At 70.9% G+C, this 17,027-nt stretch carries 17 protein-coding genes; 5 read left to right on the plus strand and 12 right to left on the minus strand.

Annotated features, from left to right (window positions below; genetic code table 11):
* Window positions 1-11: 11 nt before the first annotated feature.
* The 5 genes from IE277_RS38630 to IE277_RS38650 all read right to left on the minus strand — a co-directional run bounded on the left by IE277_RS38630 (window position 12) and on the right by IE277_RS38650 (window position 5,794).
* Entirely contained in the window at window positions 12-1,079 is a 1,068-nt protein-coding gene (locus IE277_RS38630) for a hypothetical protein (protein ID WP_189958420.1), read from the minus strand.
* A complete protein-coding gene (locus IE277_RS38635) occupies window positions 1,079-1,741 on the minus strand; it encodes an RNA polymerase sigma factor (RefSeq protein WP_189958421.1) in 663 nt (220 codons plus the stop codon). Before IE277_RS38635 ends, IE277_RS38630 begins: the two co-directional genes overlap by 1 nt.
* Before the next feature lie 303 nt (window positions 1,742-2,044).
* Window positions 2,045-3,121 (minus strand): alpha/beta hydrolase family protein, encoded by a 1,077-nt coding sequence (locus tag IE277_RS38640; protein ID WP_229882282.1) that lies wholly within the window; start codon window positions 3,119-3,121, stop codon window positions 2,045-2,047.
* Window positions 3,122-3,407: 286 nt separating this feature from the next.
* Entirely contained in the window at window positions 3,408-4,919 is a 1,512-nt protein-coding gene (locus tag IE277_RS38645; protein WP_189958423.1) for a serine hydrolase domain-containing protein, read from the minus strand.
* Window positions 4,920-4,984: 65 nt separating this feature from the next.
* Entirely contained in the window at window positions 4,985-5,794 is an 810-nt protein-coding gene (locus IE277_RS38650; RefSeq protein WP_189958440.1) for a hypothetical protein, read from the minus strand.
* 112 nt (window positions 5,795-5,906) lie between these two features.
* Between IE277_RS38650 and IE277_RS38655 the strand changes: the two genes are divergently transcribed.
* Entirely contained in the window at window positions 5,907-6,575 is a 669-nt protein-coding gene (locus IE277_RS38655) for a TetR/AcrR family transcriptional regulator (protein WP_189958424.1), read from the plus strand.
* A 93-nt stretch (window positions 6,576-6,668) separates the two neighbouring features.
* Here the strand turns inward: IE277_RS38655 and IE277_RS38660 are convergent, their stop codons facing one another.
* A complete protein-coding gene (locus IE277_RS38660) occupies window positions 6,669-8,066 on the minus strand; it encodes a serine hydrolase domain-containing protein (RefSeq protein WP_229882283.1) in 1,398 nt (465 codons plus the stop codon).
* 146 nt (window positions 8,067-8,212) lie between these two features.
* Between IE277_RS38660 and IE277_RS38665 the strand changes: the two genes are divergently transcribed.
* Window positions 8,213-8,923, plus strand: a complete 711-nt coding sequence (locus IE277_RS38665) for a TetR/AcrR family transcriptional regulator (protein WP_189958426.1) — start codon at window positions 8,213-8,215, stop codon at window positions 8,921-8,923.
* Window positions 8,924-9,058: 135 nt separating this feature from the next.
* Here IE277_RS38665 and IE277_RS49810 read toward each other — a convergent pair whose 3' ends face one another.
* From IE277_RS49810 to IE277_RS38690, 6 genes are all read right to left on the minus strand, one after another.
* Entirely contained in the window at window positions 9,059-9,328 is a 270-nt protein-coding gene (locus IE277_RS49810) for a trypco2 family protein (RefSeq protein WP_373310974.1), read from the minus strand.
* Window positions 9,329-9,353: 25 nt separating this feature from the next.
* Entirely contained in the window at window positions 9,354-9,767 is a 414-nt protein-coding gene (locus IE277_RS38670; RefSeq protein WP_189958427.1) for a DNA-binding protein, read from the minus strand.
* Entirely contained in the window at window positions 9,749-10,033 is a 285-nt protein-coding gene (locus tag IE277_RS38675) for a hypothetical protein (protein WP_189958428.1), read from the minus strand. Before IE277_RS38675 ends, IE277_RS38670 begins: the two co-directional genes overlap by 19 nt.
* A 455-nt stretch (window positions 10,034-10,488) precedes the next feature.
* Entirely contained in the window at window positions 10,489-11,055 is a 567-nt protein-coding gene (locus IE277_RS38680; RefSeq protein WP_189958429.1) for a Uma2 family endonuclease, read from the minus strand.
* A 426-nt stretch (window positions 11,056-11,481) separates the two neighbouring features.
* A complete protein-coding gene (locus IE277_RS38685; protein ID WP_189958441.1) occupies window positions 11,482-11,850 on the minus strand; it encodes an HAD family hydrolase in 369 nt (122 codons plus the stop codon).
* A 251-nt stretch (window positions 11,851-12,101) separates the two neighbouring features.
* On the minus strand, window positions 12,102-13,844 hold the full coding sequence (locus IE277_RS38690) for an LPXTG cell wall anchor domain-containing protein (RefSeq protein ID WP_229882284.1): 1,743 nt from the start codon (window positions 13,842-13,844) through the stop codon (window positions 12,102-12,104).
* A 567-nt stretch (window positions 13,845-14,411) separates the two neighbouring features.
* Here IE277_RS38690 and IE277_RS38695 point away from each other — a divergent pair.
* From IE277_RS38695 to IE277_RS38705, 3 genes are all read left to right on the plus strand, one after another.
* Complete coding sequence (locus IE277_RS38695) at window positions 14,412-14,942, plus strand: SigE family RNA polymerase sigma factor (RefSeq protein ID WP_189958430.1); 531 nt, start codon at window positions 14,412-14,414, stop codon at window positions 14,940-14,942.
* Window positions 14,939-15,724 (plus strand): hypothetical protein, encoded by a 786-nt coding sequence (locus tag IE277_RS38700; RefSeq protein ID WP_189958431.1) that lies wholly within the window; start codon window positions 14,939-14,941, stop codon window positions 15,722-15,724. The genes IE277_RS38695 and IE277_RS38700 overlap by 4 nt, the downstream gene beginning before the upstream one ends.
* Before the next feature lie 352 nt (window positions 15,725-16,076).
* The coding region (locus IE277_RS38705; protein WP_189958432.1) for a glycoside hydrolase family 10 protein at window positions 16,077-17,027 on the plus strand (951 nt) is incomplete at its 3' end.

The raw sequence follows: 17,027 nt of genomic DNA on the forward strand, positions 1-17,027 counted from the left end.
AAAACCGCAGGTCACAGCGTTGGCACGAGGGGGCGCAGCGAGGTGGTACTCGTCCGGGCGGAGTGCGCCGGAGCGAGTGCGGGGTGCGCCGGGGCGAGGGCGGGGGGAAGGGGCGCGCCGGCGCCGTCGGCGTGCCGGCCCTTGCCGCCGTCCTTGTCGCCGCCCTTGCCCTTGCCCTTCACCTTGCCGTCGCCCTGGCCGTTCCCGTTGTCGCTGTTGCCGTTGCCGCCGTTGTCGTCGCCCTTGCCGCCGAGCGAGTCGGCTGCGGCCAGGACGACCTTGCAGTAGCGGCTGACACGGGCGCTCCCGCCCGCCAGGTTCTCCAGCGCGCGCCGGCGCCCGGCGTCCAGGCCCTTACCGTCCTGGATGTCCCGGCAGGCGGCGGCCGCGTCCTTCCACCGGCTGCCGGGCGAGCCGGGCGGATCACCGGCGCCCGGCGAGGCGCTCGGGCCCGTGCCGTCGTCCGGTCCGGCGCTGTCTCCAAAGGCGCCGCCGCGGTGCGCGCCCGCGCTGCCGCTCGGGGTGCCGGGGCCCGGAGTCCCGCCGGTGCTGCCCTGTGGCGAGTCGGAGGCGGGCGGCGTCCCGGAGGGGTCGCCGGCGGAGACGGAGGTGGCGGGGCGGGGGTGCGCGGGCCCGAACGGCACGGGCAGCATCCCGGCCCCGGCGGCCATGGCGACCCCGCCGAGCGTGCCCGCGGTCATCGCGGCGGCCAGGACCAGCCGCACCGGCCGGGCCCAGCGCGGCCGCCGGCCGTGGATTCCGGTACGGGGCGGGACACCGAGGCGGACCAGGCCCGCGTCGGCACCGGGCCGGGGCGCCTCGCCGGCGCCGTCGGCGCGGACGGCGGCGGTCCGTTCGGCCTCGGCGGCCTCGCGGGCCTTGCGGAACACGGCCAGGGCGGCCTGTTCACCGGGGAGTTCACCGGTGGCCGGGGCCGTCTGCGCGGACAGCGCGCCAAGCGCCCGGGAAAGGCGTTCGGCCTGGTCACGGGCGGAGGCGTCGACGGCTTCCAGCGACTCACCGCTCAGCAGACGTTCCGCCGTCTCACGGTTCAGCCACTTGTCCTGCTCGTCGGCCATCACATGTCCTTCTGCGTCCGCGCACGCGAATCCGTCACAGTCGCGGACGACGCCGCGCCTCGGCGCGGTTCTCTCTGGGGTGGGAGCGCGCCGAGCGTCCCCACGGATTCCGCATCGTCGCCGAGCAGCTCAGCGAGCCGCTTCAGACCACGGTGTGCCGCGGTGCGGACGGCACCGGCGCGTTTGCCGAGCGTCTCGGCGGCGGTCTTGGCGTCGAGACCGACCACGACGCGCAGCACGACCGCCTCGGCCTGGTCCTGCGGGAGCCGCGCGATGAGGGAGAGGGTGCTGTCGGTGGCCAGGGCCTCCATGGCCTCGCCGGCCGTGTCGGCCTCGCCGGCCCGGCCGGTCAGTTCCGTCTCGTCGCCGCCGATGGCGGGGCGGCGGCCGCGCATCCGTATGTGGTCCAGGGCGCGGTTGCGGGCGATCCGGGCGGCCCAGCCACGGAACCGGTCGGCGTCCCCGCTGAACCGGTCGAGGTCGCGGGCGATCTGCAGCCAGGCCTCGGACGCGACGTCCTCGGCATCCGGATCACCGACCAGCGTGCGGACGTATCCGAGCAGGCGTGGGTGCACGGCGCGGTACACCGTACGAAACGCGGCCTCGTCGCCGTTCTGTGCCGCACGCACCGCGGTGGTCAGCTCCGCGTCGTCCCCCAGCACCGCACTCCCTTTACGCCTGGTTCCCGGTCGGCGCGAAAGGCACGATACGGCGTGAAACCGCTCCCCGTCCATGTCCGTAGAAGATGCAACTAACTCGTGACCGGGTAAGAGTGTGCGCAGGGTAAGGGCCGAGCGTCCCCGGGGTGTGACAGAAAACGCACTCACGGCGCTGAAGGAAGTACGGGCCGCACGCGACCCGCCAGCGCGACGGCCGGGGCCTCTCCTGTGGGGGGTGGCGGCCCCGGCCGTTGCTTCGGCTCTACCGTTGCGCCCTGGGGCTTTGCGCGGATATCGCGGGTCGGCTCAGCGAGCCCTGTCGAACTCGCGCACTACCTGTGGCAGGGCCTTGAGGATCGTCGTGCTGTGGTCGAACTCGCCGACATCACTGAGCTGTTGGTCAGCACCCTTGGCCGTCAGCTGGCGCCGGCAGCGCAGGGAGTTCGTGAAGGAGACGTCCTTGTCGCCCCTGGCGTGAAAAAGGTGCACCGGAACATCGGGCCGCCAGTCACAGGTGGTGTCCATCACCTCCAGATTGCGCCGCAGATCCCCCGTGGGGTGGCGCACCTTCTGAAGGAAGGCTTCGGTGAACAGCTGCTTCGAGGTCCTGGGCAGTGCGGCCGCGATCTGCGACGCCTTGTGGTCGCCGTCGAACAGCGTCTCCACCGTCTTGTCGTAAGGCGCTCGGAACGCCTGGTCCGGGGCGCCGTACAAGCCGTACATCCGGTTCCACGCGGTCGCGAAATAGGCGAGGTAGAGCGAGGACCGGTCGACCTTGTCGTCTGCCGCGGCGGCCTCGAAACCGCTCAGATGGAACGGGCCGGCGACCGGGGCGAGGGCACCCGGACGGAAATACGGATCGGCGCCCTGTTGCAGGGCCCGCCCGACCAGCATCGTGGCGGGGCCGCCCTGGGAGAACCCGCTGACGAGTACGCGCCGGTCGAGGCCGCGACCTTCCCTGCGGGCGAACGTGCGTGTCGCCCGCAACGCGTCCACCGAGGCGGTGACGGTCGCCTTCGGGTTCCCGTACGGATGGGTTCCGGGGCCCTTTCCCAGGCCGAGGTAGTCCGGGGCGGATACCGCGCGCCCGGTCGAGGCGAACAGCAGCGCCGTGGCCCGGTCGGGCGATTCGTCGTTCACCGAGGCCACCTCTCCCCGGTACACCTCGGTGCCGTGCAGCCAGGACACGACGCGAAGGTCGCGATCGTCGTTCTTCGGTATCGCGACCAGCTCGCTGGCCGTGGTGGGCTTGCCCTTGAAATCGACGGTGCGATAGACGATCCGGTCGGCCCGCACGCCGTAGCGGACCTGTGTCGCATCGATACCCGCCTTGGCCACGCGGGCTGCGACCTCCTTGGCGTCCAGGTCCGCCACGGGGGTCACGGAGACCACCGAACCGCGCGTTGCGGGATGCGGGTGGGCAGGCGAGGAAACGCGCCGGCTGTCGTCTCCGCATCCGGCCGCCGCCAGTACGGTCACGGCACACACCAGGGCGAGGGCTGCGTGCTTGGCTGAACTTCCGTCGAACCGAGAGTCGAACCGAAAAATGTTCATGGCTGGACTCTGCCGTTCCCGGCACACTCGGCGCATTGCGACCAACACCCCACTCAGCAGGGGGTTTTCCCTACCTGCGTGGCCGGCCCTGCGCGGAAAGGGTGAGAGCCCGACGCTAGGCGGATTTGGCCGTCGCGCGGACGCCGAAGTGGACGTACCGGCTGCCGTCGGCGAGGGCGTAGAACACCACGGGAATCCAGGCGTCCTGCTCGTTGCGGCGGCCGGCGAACACCGTCTTCACCGGTGTGTGCGAGACCGGGGTCAGGTGCCAGACCAGCGGGTCGAAGGAGCCCGCCAGGCCGTCCGCGCCCTCGTACGTCAGCCGCAGTGTGTCCGGGCCGCCGTCGCCGGCAGTGATGGTCATCAGGAAGCCCTCGCGCTTGTAGCTGCCGAGGAACGGCCCCGTCTCCACGGCCAGGGGCTCGGAGGCCGGCGCGAACCCGGGCATGGTGACACCGGCGAGTTCGGCGCAGAGCTCGCGGCAGAGTGCCTCGAAGACCTTGGGCGCGGCCCCGCCGCCGTTGGTCAGCAGGGCGATGGCGAGGCCCTTCTCCGGGATGGCACGCAGGTAGGCGAGCTGGCCGAAGGTGCTGCCGTCGTGGCCGAAGCCGCGCGCGCCGTCCCACTCGAACAGGCCCCAGCCCAGGCCCCAGTGGGCGCCGAGGAACCACTGGTCGGGCATCTCGACCTCGCGGGTCAGCATCGCCTCGACCACGGCGGCGGGCAGCACCCGGGTGCCGTCCGGCGCGGTCCCGCCGTCCACGAAGGCCCGCGCGAACCGGGCCACGTCGGCGGCGGTCGCGCTGATCCCGCCGTACGGGCCGGCCGAACGCGGCAGCATGTTCCAGAGCGGGGTGGGGACGGGGGTCTCGCCCGGCTCGCCCATGTGCCCCATGGCGGCGCGGAAGCGCAGCACCTCCTCGGGCAGGGTCATGGTGTGCTCCAGCCCGAGCGGGGCGAGGAGCAGCTCCTTGAGCGCCTCGTCCCAGGTCTGGCCGGTGACCACCTCGACGATCCGGCCGAGGACGTTGTAGGCGGTGCTGGAGTACGACATGGTGACGCCGGGCGGGTTGGTCAGGCCGACGGTCCGGACGCCCTCGATGTAGCGGGCCAGGCAGTCGTCGCCCCGGCCGGTGTCGTTGACGTAATCGCCCTCGATGCCGCTGGTGTGGTTGAGCAGCTGGCGCGGCGTGATCGTCCGGGTGGCCCCGGCGTCGGCGACCGCGAAGTCCGGCAGGACGTCCGCGACCGGCGCGTCGAGGTCCAGCTTCCCGGCGTCGGCGAGCAGCACCACCATGGCCGCGGTGTAGCCCTTGCTGACGGAGCCGATCTGGAACACGGAGTCCGGGGTCACCGTGACGCCGGTGCCGGTGTGCAGGATGCCGGCGGCCACCTCGTGGATCTCGCCGTCGGCGAGCACGGCGAGGGCGGCGCCGGGGATGTGGTGGGCGGTGAGGAGCTCGTCGAGCCGGGCCTGCCAGCGGGCGGTGTCGAACGCCGGGGCGTCGTCGCTCACGCCCAGCGCGCGGTTGACCGTACGGGCCACGTCGCGGTCGGTCTGTTCCAGGATCTTGGCCACCTCCTGGTCGACGAGCTTCGACACTTCCCGGCGCAGGTTTTCCGACATGCCGGCTCCCTCGTGGTCAAGGTGGAATGGCGCGAGTGGCGTGGGGCGGGGCGGGGGCCTGCCGGCTAGCCGGCGCTGCGGGTCCGCCGGCCGACGAGCCCGGTCAGTGAGGCGACCGTCGTGCGCGGCGGCTGCCGGAGGTCGCGGTCCGGGTGCAGAACGGTGCGGAACACGGCCCAGGCGAGTGCGCCGAGGGCGAAGCCGTAGCAGGAGACCAGCCCGTGCCCGTTCTCCTGCGCGAACCACATCGCCAGCCCGAGCACCGGCACGCCGAGCGCGAGCAGCCGGTTCTTGCGGACGGCCGTGCCGCGGCTCGCGCCCTCGTCGTCGGAGCCCTTCCCGGCACCCTGGCCGGCGGCCTCGCCGGAGTTCTCGTCGGCGCCGCCGCGCAGCAGCAGGGCCGCGGCCAGCGTCGCGCCCAGGAAGTAGGTGGCACCGGAGCTGCCGGCGAAGTTGCGGGGGTCGGTGCTGTGGGAGGTCTGGCCCCACAGCTTGTCGATCTGCTCCGGCAGCAGGATGCCCGCGGCGAACAGGCCGAGCGTCAGCGGCGCACCCCAGAACCAGTCGGCGAAGGCCGCGACGGCGGCGAGGGTGACGATGTTCCAGGCCGCCCCGCCGAAGCCGCCGTTCTGCATGAAGACCGAGGTGACCACGCGCCACCAGCCGGACTTCGACGGGTCCGCGTCGAGCGCGCCCATCGCCCCCGACCAGCAGAGCTGGAGGGCCACCCCGGCGAGCGCGATCCCGGTCAGGCCGACACCGGCCCAGGGGATCCGCCGTTGTCCCAGCGTGCTCTGGCCGATCAAGGCCAGACCACCTTTGAACATCAGCACCATCAGTGCCGCCGTGGTCACGTTGAACAGCACGATGTCCATCGTCACCACCCCCCTCCAGGCCGTGTGCGATTTCGCTGATCATGACAGTAGCGTGACCCGGGGCTTTTTCAAACAGTGTTTGAAAGCGGGCTCGGCTCGCTAGACTGCGGCCGTGAAGCTGACCGCAGACCGGATCATCGACGCGGGGATGGCGGTGTTCGCGCAGACCGGCTACCACGGTTTCTCCGTGCGCCAGGTCGCGGACCGGCTCGACGTGCACGCCGGCAGCCTCTACTACCACGTGCCCAGCAGGGCCGCGCTGCTCCAGCTGATGGCCGACCGGGTGGCCGGGCAGGCATACGAGGCCGGCACCGCCGCCCTGGCCGGACTGCCCGCGCAGGCAGGCTGGTCGGCGCGGGTCACGGCGCAGGCCGTCGCCCTGCGGCAGAGCATCCGGCAGCACCCCGGTGGGGCGATCATGCTCGCCGGCAGCCCGAAAACCCTCAGCCCCGGCGCGCTCTCGCTGATGGAACGGCTGCTCACCACCCTCGCCGAGGCCGGCGTGCCCCCGGAGCATCGCGGCACCGCCGCCGACACCGTGCTCAGCCACGTCACCGGCTACGTGCTCCAGGAACAGAGCGAGCCACCCGCGGTGCCGGTCACGGCCGAGGACGGTGCCGCCCTCCACCGGAGCTTCCCCCGGACGGCGGCCGCCGCGGCCGAGCGCGGGCCTGACGAGAAGTTCACCCGCAGCCTGGACCTGCTCTGCGCCGGCATCGGGACGCTGATCCGGCCGCTGTCCGAGGGGGCACCGTCCGGAGAACCGGACGGGAGGAGCTAGGGCGTGTTGCGAAAGTCCCGCCTGCCGCCCTCCGGGCGTACGACGGGACGTTCGCAACACGCCCTAGTACTCCAGCTGGTTTTCGCCCCGGCATCAGGCGACCTTCGGCGCCGCCCGCATCCCGATGTAGCAGCACTCCGTGCCGTCGCCCAGTGTCGAGAACACCACCGGCATGTAGCCCTCGCTGAACGACGGGCCCGCGCCCGTCCCCGCGAAGACGGACTCCGTCACGGCGTACAGCTCCACGTCCAGCGGCGGCGAGAAGTCCTTCATGCCGTCCACGAACTCGTAGACCAGGTGGGGCGCGCCCTCGCGCTCGGAGACGGTGATGACGACACCGGCGCGCTTGTACGTCCCGACGTAGCGCGAGAAGTCCACCACCGGTGCCTGCGCGGGCGGTTCGAACGCGTCCGGCATCCGTACACCCGCCAGGTCGCCGAGCAGTTCGCGGAAGAGCGCCGCGTAGAGTTCGCGCGCGCCGCCGCCGTTGGTGAGCAGTGCGACGGCCACGCCCGCCTGCGGGACCACGCGGAGGTAGCCGTACTGGCCGATCGCGGCGCCGTCGTGGCCGTACCCCGCGATGCCGTCCCAGTCGTAGAGGGTCCAGCCGAGGCCCCAACCGTCCGCGCTGACCGTCCACTTGTCGGGCACGTCGGCCACGCGGCGCTGCATCAGCTCGACGGTCTCGGCGCGAAGCAGCCGCGTCCCGTCGGGTGCCGTGCCGCCGTCGAGGTGCATCTTGGCCAGGCGCGCCACGTCACCCGCCGAGACCAGGACCCTGCCGTACGGGCCCGCCGAGCGCGGCATCAAGTCCCAGGCGGGGGCCGGGTCCGGGTACTGGCCCGGCTCCCCGAGGTGGCTCATCGCGACCCGGTACGCGAGGGCCTCCTCGGGCAGCGTCATGGAGCGTTCGAGGCCGAGCGGGGTGAAGAGGCGGTCTTTCAGGGCCTCGTCCCAGGTCTGGCCGGTCAGGACCTCGATGATGCGGCCGAGGACGTTGTAGCCGATGCCGCTGTAGGAGACGGCGGTGCCGGGACGGCAGTCCAGGGCGACGTCCTTGGCGGCCTCGACGTACCGGGCGAGACAGTCGTCGCCGCGTCCGGCGTCGTAGGTGAAGTCACAGGTCAACCCGCTGGTGTGGGAGAGGAGTTGGCGGGTGGTGATGGTCCGCGTGGCCTCCTCGTCGGCCGTCCCGAACTCGGGGACGATGTCCTTCACCGGCGTGTCCAGGTCCAGTTCACCCGAGTCGACGAGGCGCATGATCAGCGTCGAGGTGTAGACCTTGGCTATCGAACCGGACTGGAACACCGAGTCCGTCGTCACCTCCACCCCGGTCCCCCGGTGCAGCACACCGCTCGCCAGCTCGTGGACCTCCCCGTCGACAAGCACCGCCAGCGCGGCCCCCGGCACATGGTGGGCGGCACGCAGCTCGTCGAACCGGGCCTGCCAGTGCGCGAGGTCGAGGCTGCGGTCGAACTTCTTCTCCGACATGGGGACTCCTTCGGTGCGGTGCGTACATCGTTCTCTCGATGCGCACACTGTACGCATCGAGGATCGTCGTGCGCAAGATGCGCACGTCGTGCGCTACCTTGATGGATGCGTCGGACACATCGGCGCCGGACACACGAGGAGGCCCCATGCCCGCCGACGAGAAGCCGATCGCCTCGGTCTGGACCCGCCCGCGCCGCGGACGCGAGCAGCTCAGCCGCGAGCAGATCGTCGCGGAGGCCGTTCAACTCCTCGACACGGACGGCCTGGAGTCCCTCAGCATGCGCAAGCTCGGCACCCGGCTCGACGCGGGCGCCACCTCGCTCTACCGCCACGTGGCCAACAAGGACGAGCTCATCGAGCTGGTCGTCGACGAGGTCTACGGCGAGCTTGAGATCCCTGCCACGGACACCGCGGACGCCGCGGACTGGCGGACCCTTGCCGCCCGCAGCGCCTACAGCCTGCGGGCGATGATCCTCCGCCACCCCTGGGTCGCCTCCGTACTCGGCCAGGTGGGCCTCATCCACCTCGGTCCGAACGTGACGAAGATGTCGGAGCGCATGGCCGCCGTGTACAAGGCGGCCGGTTTCCCCTCGGACGAGACCGGACACGCCATGAAAACGGTCATCTCATACGTCATCGGAATGGCGACCAGCGAGGCCGCGTACCTGTCGCTGATCGCCCGAAGCGGCAAGAGCGAGCGGGAGTTCATCGAGAGCCTGCGGTCCGGCGGCGGGGAGGATCCGCAGGTCGAAGACCCCGGAAAGGCCCGCGACGAGACGTTCGACTACGGGCTCCGGCGCGTACTCGACGGCCTGCAGGTGCGACTCGACGAGATCCCCGGCGACGCCGCCGAATGATCCTGCCGGCGAGCTGAGTCACGATCTTCGAACCAGGATGCCGTTCCTCGGGATCCGCGAAGGCGCGGTTGGCCAGTGCGGTGCGCCGCAGGATGGACCAGATGGGTCCACCAAGTTGCCGGCGGGCGGCCTGGATCAGGGCGCGGTAGTCGGTCCAGGCAAAGCTCTTGCGCCCGTCGCGGCGGGTGTCGGCGCGGAGCCGGTAGATCTGTCGCGAGGACTGGCCCGTCCTCGAAGACGAACAAAGCATCGAGCGCCGCCGCGGTCAGCGTTCTTCGGCTCAAGAGTGAGTGTGACCCGGTGCGTGTTGTGCCCACTCAGAGCAGCGCCGGTCTCACCAGACACCACGCAGACCCGAAACCCCGCCTTCGCATGGGCGTCCTTGCGTAGCTCCGCGGATGTCATACTCGCCCCACGCAAGGAGAGCTGGTCACACGGAAACGAGGCGGACTCCTTCGCCGCAGAGCTTGGCCATGTCGTCGATGTCCGAGGTCAGCATGACCACAGGCCGCTGCTGCCGAAGCGCCAGATCGGCCACGGCCGCGTCGATGGCGTACTTGTGACCGTGCAGCCCTGCCCCCATCAGCAGTGCTGAGGCCGCCTTTGCCTCCTCATCCCCCACCGGGGTCACGCGAAGGCCGGACAACAGCCAGCTCAGCCGTGCGCTGTTGGTGCGGGCGTGCACGGCCTCGATGATGGTGAGCGCACAGATCACCACTTCCATGCCACGCGAGCGCGCCTCCGCGACCAGCGCCACCACGGTCTCGTTGTCAGCGAGCAGTTGGGAGAGCCCCTCGCTGTCCAGGACCAGCGTCCCCTCGTGACTCAGCCTGCGGCGGGCCACTGGTCTTCCTCGGCGAACACCTCGTCGAACACCTGCCGCGCCCGCTGTTGCGCCTGCTCGGACACCGGCCCCTTGCGGCTCTCGTAGTCAGCCAGGTACTCGTCCAGCACCTGCCCCCTCAGCTCCCGCTCGACGGCCGCGGCAATGAACGCGGAGAACTCCCGCTTACCGACCCGCGCCCGGATGGCCTCCGCGGTCCCCTCAGGCAGAGACAGGCTGACCCGGGTCGCCGGCCCCTCACCGATGCTGTACGTCGCCTCAGACATGGCGCCATTGTGTCAAACGAGTAGGAAACCGGAAAGCTCATCGCCCCCCAGAGGATCACGCGGGGGAGCGAAGGCCGCCCCAGGCCCTGCAACCACAGACCATCGCAGGCTTGCGTCGGCATCACCGCACTGACACGTCAGCACGCAAAATGGGGACAAAAGCACCCACCTGGCCGCGTTTATCCAGGTCAGATGGGTGTAATGGAGTGGAGCTCAGGGGAGTCGAACCCGAAACCGAGACGCGTCTCACCTGCGGCTTTAACGGAAAACCCGGACAACACACCCCGCTTCAGTCCCGCTCGCCCCTCCTCGATCCCGCTCGATCCCGGTCCGGTGCGCACACGTGCGCACGCAGCCCCCGCCGATTGCGCAAGCAATGACCCAGCACCTAGATCAGCTCAAAAGCAGGCTTTAGAGCGACCTGAAGGCAAGTTTGCGCAATCGCAGCATCGGGGTCAGACCTGGCCGAGGTCGATCTCCACCAGGAAGGGCGCCGCCACCTTCACGACACCGGTGAACACGTCTGAGTCCCGGTAAGCCTTCGTCGCGGGGTCGAGAACGTAGGTATACACGAGAGGAACGCCCGTCGCGGCCTGCTCGATCCGCCAGTAGAAGCCGATGCCCGCCTTGGCGTACTGGTCGACCTTCACGATCCGGTCGGTGGTCTCCGAGCCCGGCGACACCACCTCCGCGACCAGCAACACGTGCTCAGGGCGAGTCGGGGTGATATCGATCGTGTCCGAGCGGTACACGACGACGTCCGGGCGGCGATTGGTGAGCGGGACGTCCTGAAGCCGGACGTCGAAGTCCGTGTCGGCGTTCCACTCCGGGCCCGCAGCGGCATCCAGGGCGTTCGCCAGAATCCGGGCAAGCCGGTTGTGCCGCTTGGATGCACTCGGGCCCACGACGACCATCCCGTCCACGATCTCGATCCCGGCGCACTGCTCCTCGGACCAGGACTCGTACTCCTCCGCCGTGATCTGCTCATGCATCCACGCCGGGGCCACCATCTCGGCCGTCATGAAGCACCTCCCGGACACTGTGCTGCGGGCTCGATCCCGCCAGATTCAGCGTACTGTCTGCCACCCGCACAGCACGCGAATCCCACTCATGCCCCTCCCCATCGGCCCGCAGCCGACCACCGAGCCCACGACAGGTGAGGAGTCGGCGGGATTCGAACCTGCGACACCCGCTTCAGGAGTGGGATCTCATCCTTGCCGGGTGGTGACCGGTGCTGCCACGTGGTGCTGTTCCACCTGATCAGCGCCATGCGGCTTCGTATCCGATCCTGCTGATGACACGTTGTGCCGGACCGTCCGCTCACGCATCGCTCACGCATCCAGCGCCTCTGACCATCGCCTCTCCTGCCGAGGAGCGGCGGAGAAAGATCACTGGAAGCAGCCGATCGGCGAGGCCCGGTACCCCCACCGGAGTGCCGTCGACGACAGTCAGCACGGCGGTCCGTCTGTCCTCCTCCATACCGGCGGCCACATACCGGCGGCCACGGTGGCGGCGCGTGCGGAGTGGGCGTCGAGGGAGTCGCCCAACAGCCGGGCCGGGGCACCCACCTCCACCTTCCGGCCGTCGACGGTCGCGATCACTCCGACGCCGGGTGCGGAGGTGAACCCCTCGGCAGTGGCCAGGGACAGGCCGCAGGTGCGGGCGGCATCCACGACGGCGCGGGCCAGCGGGTGCTCGCTGGGGTGCTCGGCCGCGGCGGTGAGCGTCAGCAGCTCGGTCTCGTTCAGGTCGCCGGTCAGGGGACAGATGTCGGTGACGCGCGGGGTGCCTTCGGCGAGTGTGCCGGTCTTGTCCAGGGCTACCGCGGGGGGGCTTGGAGCCCCGAGCCGGAGCCTGTGGTCCCACGCCTCCGATCCGTGTGCGAAGGCCCTTCCCCCCGGCTCGACTCATCCAGGGGCGAGGAAGAGACGGCCGGGCGGGAAGGTCATCGCCGCGCGCGGGTCCCTGTGCCGTGGAACACCGGCGCGGAGGCCGACGGCCCGGGGCGGCTCGCGCCGCTGGTGGGCGGCGGTGCTGCCGGGCCGTCGGCCGCCGGCGCGGCAGGGGCTCACCTGGCGTGCGAACCCCTGCTGCGGCGCCTGCGAAGCACCAGGGCGGAGCCGGCGGCGACGGCCAGCAGGCCACCGAGGGCGCTGTAGGTGACGGTGCTGCCCATCCCGGTGGAAGCCAGGCCGCCGGCCGTGTCGCTCCGGTCCGGCCGGCCGACGGGTACGCCGGCTGCCGAGGCCTGCGCCCGGGTGCCGATCTTGCCGGAGGCGGAGGCGACCGGCTCGGCGGCGGCCGGAGTGGGGGCGGGAGACGGGGCTTCGGCGCGGGAGGCCGCCGACGAGGGCTTCAGCTGGAGCGTCGTGATCGAGTACGGGGGCAGCGTCTGTGCGGCCGCCGTTCCCCGCGTCGCCGTGGTCAGGGCGGTGCCGCCCTTGGTGTACGAAACGGTCCTGACCGCCCCTGCGGCCGGGGTGTATCCGGCGTACGAGAGCGATACCTGCGCCGCGTTCTGCGAGTCCTTGTTGATCAGCATGACCTTCAGGCCGCCGTCGCTGCTGCGCACCGCGTGCACGGCAACCGACTGCTTGGCGGAGGACGCCTTGACCATGGTGTCGCCGGGCCGGGCCAGCGCGGTCAGTGAGCGGATGCCCCAGTAGGTGGGGAAGGGCGTCTCACGGGCCGGTTCGCAGTGCCCGCCGACGCAGCTGCCGCTGGAGAGCACGCCCTGGTCCAGGTAGTCGGTCTCGCCGCCCACGGTGGTGGGTGCTTTGCCCATGCCGTTGTGCAGGTCCCACCAGTCGACGTTGACGGCGCCGTGTTCGAGCCAGTTCATGTACGTGTCCGACGCGAACAGGGCCGCGGCCTGGCTGGTGTTGGCCGGCGACTGGGTGCTGTCGGTCTCGGTGACCGCGATCTCGACCGAGGCGGCGTGCGCACCCGCGTAGGTGTGGAGCAGCGAGCGCACCGCGGAGGTGAGACCCGCGATCTGGGCGGGTGAGTGCAGCAGGTCCGCCGTGCTGGAAGCGCTCGGGTACCAGTGGATGATCGCGAAGTCGATCGACTTGCCGGCGATGGCGAGCACGGTGTGGTTCCAGTCGGCAGTGTCGCCCGCGGCCTTCGCCCCGTCCGGCCAGGATCCCGGAGTGTTGAGCACCGCCCCGATCTTCACCTTCGGGTCCACGGCCTTCATCGCCTTCGCGTAGGCGAGGAGGTTCTTCGCGTACTCCCTGGGGCTTTTGTCGGCGTGGTTGTCGAGCTCCCATTTGCTGCCGTAGTACCCGTTGCCGGAGATCTCGTTGCCGATCTCCCAGTACTTCACGCCGTAGCCCTTGTCGACGTTGGCGTACTTGACCCAGTCGGCGGCCTCCTGGGGCGTGCCGGAGCCGTAGTTGGCGGTGATGATCGGCTGGGCGCCGACCCTCTTCGCGGTGGCCATGAAGTGGTCGAAGTCGGTACCGGGCGCGACCCAGCCGCCGCCGTCGAGGGTGTGGGTCTTCCAGTGGTAGGCGTCCGCGTAGGAGCCACCGGGGTAGCGCAGCTGCCGGACTCCGGCGGCCTTCATCAGCGCTGACGCCGTGGTGTCGTTCATGTGCGGGTCGTAGACGGCCGTGTTGAGGCCGACCCCGGTGCTGGGCACCGTGCCCAGCGAGGTGCCTGCGTTGACGGTGACGGCGACGGCCGGCGCGGCGTTCGCGTTGAGCGCCAGGACGCCCGCGCCGGCCCCGGCCACCAGGGCCGCCACCGCCCCCGCCACGATGCGGCGGCGCGTTCGGCTACGGCGGTGCGTACGGTCCCGAGGCATCGGCTGCTCGGTGGATGTCGGGTCGTCAGGTGACACGTTGTGGCTCCCGATCGGAGTGCGTGGACACGGGTGGCGTGGGGCAGCTGACTGCGCTCGCCGTGGTTGGTGCACCCCTGAGTGGCCGCTCGGGATGGAAAGGTTGCCGCCTTGTCCGACGTTCTTCAGATCCCTTTCGTGCCGTGCGGCGGTCGCCGAGAAATCGGCGTCGGGGCGGCAACCCGCCCTGACCATCCCCGGTCACCGGTACCGCGCCCGCCAACGCGGCCGAAGACGGCAGCGGCTCCTGCCTTCACAGGGCATCCGACGACCTGGTGATCGCGGCGATGAAGGTCACCGACCATGAGTCGGCCAAGGACCAAGGCGTGCGGGGCCTACGTAGGGGCCCGCGCGGCCCGCGGAGCCGCCATCACGGTACGGATCGTCAACGAAAGACCGTGGCCTCAGCCGACAGGCGTCCGCCGAGCACGAGGGCTGTTCGAATCCCGGGCCGGCACTGTTAGGCTGCGCCCCCGTTGTTAAACGCGCAACTAACGTGTACACCTTTGCCAGGAGAGGGCGACGGGGGGGATGGTCCTCGATGACGCGTCCGCGGAGTTCCACGAATTCTTCGAACGCCACTATGCCGAACTCGCCCGGCTGGCCCATCTCCTGACCGGCGAGGCCGACGCGGCGGACGACCTCGCGGCGGATGCCCTGGTCGCCCTGTGGCAGCGCTGGGACCGGTTGCGGCAGGCCGACCACCCGCTCGCCTACGCCCGCGGTGTGGTGGCCAACCTGGCGCGCGGACGGATCCGCAGCGCGGTGCGCGAGCGACTCCGGATCACGCTGTTCTGGTCCCGTGGTCCCGAGAAGGTGGAGGGGCCGGACGTGGCGGCCGTGCTGGACGTCCGCGCGGCGCTCGCCCGGCTGCCGTTCCGCAAGCGCGCCTGCGTGGTGCTGCGGCACGCCTTCGACCTGTCGGAGAAGGACACGGCGGTGGCGCTGGGCATCTCGGTCGGAACGGTGAAGAGCCAGACCTCGAAGGGAATGGCCGAGCTGGAAAGGATACTGGGCGCACAAACGGTCGGGGACCTGGTGGCAGGGAGGAGGAACCGGTGAACGAGGAGATCGCCCTCCGGCTGCGCGAGGCCGCCGAGGCCCACCGGCCCGACCGGGCGAGGATGCTGGCCCGGGTACAACGCGGCGTGGCCGGCCCCGCCGTCCGTCACCGCGCCCGGCCGTTCGCGAGGTCCGGGACCAGGGTCGCGCTCGCCGGGCTCGCCGCCGCCGGCATCCTCACGACCGGCGGCTTCGCCGTCGCCGCCATCGTCGCGACCTCGTCGCCCTCGGCCACCGTGACCACGCCTGCCACCCCGTCCCCGAGCGTCAGCTCCCCGCACCCGACATCGGCCCGCCCCACCCCTGTCGCGCCGGCCCCGGCCACCACCCCGGGCAGCGCGCGCCCGACTCCGCCGGCCACCAGTCCACCGCCGGCCGCCGGCGAGAGCCGGAACGGGCCGCTGTGGTCGGCCGGCTCGGTGGACCCGCGCAGCACCGTCTACTGGACGCAGAGCAACCTCGTCCTCAAGACGACCCGGCCGCTCACCTCGCTCACGGTCGAGATGCGGATCGTGCAGACCGGCGGGGTGAAGAACACCGGCACCTGGCAGACCCTGCCGAGTGCTGACTTCACCGTCACCGCCCAGGAGACCGGCGGCACGCTGGTCTACCGCTGGGTCCTCAAGCCGGGCCTGACCGTGCCGGCCGGGAGCCATGAGTTCGCCGCCCAGTTCAACAACGGCACCACCGAGCGCAGTACCGCGGACGACGGCTACCGCGTCGACGCACAGGGTCCGGGCGGCTCCGCGTCGGTACGGGGAGGGTTCGTCCCGAACCGGTGAACACCGCTGTGCGGGAAGGAGACGAGTCCCCTTGCCGCACGGCTCGATGGTCGAGCAGATCCCGGTGAGGCACCCCCGGTCGAGTACCGGCGAAGCAGGTGTTGCCGGGTCGGGTACCGGCCCGACGTCGGTCAGCTCCACGGGGGACTGGATCTCGGTGGGCGACCAGCTCCAGTTGTGGACCGCGTGCAGGCGGCGTCCGTCCGGGCTGGTGCCGACGGTCACGGGGAGGCCGCGCCAGCCGCTGACGGCGGCCGTGAAGATTCTTCCCTCGATCACGGCAACCTTTGTGTGCGCGGCGGCAACTGGCGGGTAACCGGGGCCGGACCAAGGCCCGTTGTGCCAGAAGGACATGCCGTTGTCAGATCAGAACCGCTCTCATCGCCGCCGTCCGGCAACCCGCCGTGTGCTCACCGCTGCCGTGGTGCTCGCCGCCGCGGGTGCGGCCGTGCCGCTGGTCGCCCAGGCCGCCCACACGCCGAAGACCGGCACGCCGAAGACCGGCACGCCGACCCTGGCCGCCGCGGCGGCCGGCAGCGGCCGCTACTTCGGTACGGCCGTGGCCTCGGGCAGGCTCGGGGACCCGACGTACTCCACCATTCTCGACCGGGAATTCAACATGAACACCCCGGAGAACGAGATGAAGTGGGACACCACCGAACCCTCCCGCGGCACCTTCAACTTCGGCCCGGCCGACCAGATCGTCGCCCACGCCACCGCGCACGGGCAGCGGATGCGCGGCCACACCCTGGTGTGGCACTCCCAACTCCCCGCCTGGGTCAAGTCGATCACCGACCCGAACACGCTGCGCAGCGTGATGGACAACCACATCACCACCGAGATGAGCCACTACAAGGGCAAGATCTACGCCTGGGACGTGGTCAACGAAGCCTTCGCCGACGGCGGCAGCGGCCAGCACCGCACCTCGGTCTTCCAGAACGTGCTCGGCAACGGCTTCATCGAGGAGGCGTTCCGCACCGCCCGCAAGGCCGACCCCTCGGCCAAGCTCTGCTACAACGACTACAACATCGAGAACTGGACCGACGCCAAGACCCAGGGCGTCTACAACATGGTCAAGGACTTCAAGTCCCGCGGCGTGCCCATCGACTGCGTCGGCTTCCAGAGCCACTTCGGCGCCGGCGGCCCGCCGGCCAGCTTCCAGGCCACCCTGTCCAAGTTCGCCGCGCTCGGCGTGGACGTCCAGATCACCGAACTCGACATCGCCCAGGCGTCACCCACGGCGTACGCAGGCGCCGTCCAGGCGTGCATGAACGTCGCCCGCTGCACGGGCATCACGGTGTGG

Origin of the sequence: Streptomyces alanosinicus, from assembly GCF_014650595.1 — a bacterium.
Classification (GTDB): Bacteria; Actinomycetota; Actinomycetes; order Streptomycetales; family Streptomycetaceae; genus Streptomyces; species Streptomyces alanosinicus.

What these genes read in the sequence shown, in the direction of transcription:
- IE277_RS38630 (WP_189958420.1), bottom strand. Translation starts at nt 1,079, where the DNA reads ATGGCCGACGAGCAGGACAAGTGGCTGAACCGTGAGACGGCGGAACGT.
- IE277_RS38645 (WP_189958423.1), bottom strand. Translation starts at nt 4,919, where the DNA reads ATGTCGGAAAACCTGCGCCGGGAAGTGTCGAAGCTCGTCGACCAGGAG.
- IE277_RS38650 (WP_189958440.1), bottom strand. Translation starts at nt 5,794, where the DNA reads ATGGACATCGTGCTGTTCAACGTGACCACGGCGGCACTGATGGTGCTG.
- IE277_RS38660 (WP_229882283.1), bottom strand. Translation starts at nt 8,066, where the DNA reads ATGTCGGAGAAGAAGTTCGACCGCAGCCTCGACCTCGCGCACTGGCAG.
- IE277_RS38665 (WP_189958426.1), top strand. Translation starts at nt 8,213, where the DNA reads ATGCCCGCCGACGAGAAGCCGATCGCCTCGGTCTGGACCCGCCCGCGC.
- IE277_RS49810 (WP_373310974.1), bottom strand. Translation starts at nt 9,328, where the DNA reads ATGACATCCGCGGAGCTACGCAAGGACGCCCATGCGAAGGCGGGGTTT.
- IE277_RS38675 (WP_189958428.1), bottom strand. Translation starts at nt 10,033, where the DNA reads ATGTCTGAGGCGACGTACAGCATCGGTGAGGGGCCGGCGACCCGGGTC.
- IE277_RS38680 (WP_189958429.1), bottom strand. Translation starts at nt 11,055, where the DNA reads ATGACGGCCGAGATGGTGGCCCCGGCGTGGATGCATGAGCAGATCACG.
- IE277_RS38690 (WP_229882284.1), bottom strand. Translation starts at nt 13,844, where the DNA reads ATGCCTCGGGACCGTACGCACCGCCGTAGCCGAACGCGCCGCCGCATC.
- IE277_RS38695 (WP_189958430.1), top strand. Translation starts at nt 14,412, where the DNA reads ATGGTCCTCGATGACGCGTCCGCGGAGTTCCACGAATTCTTCGAACGC.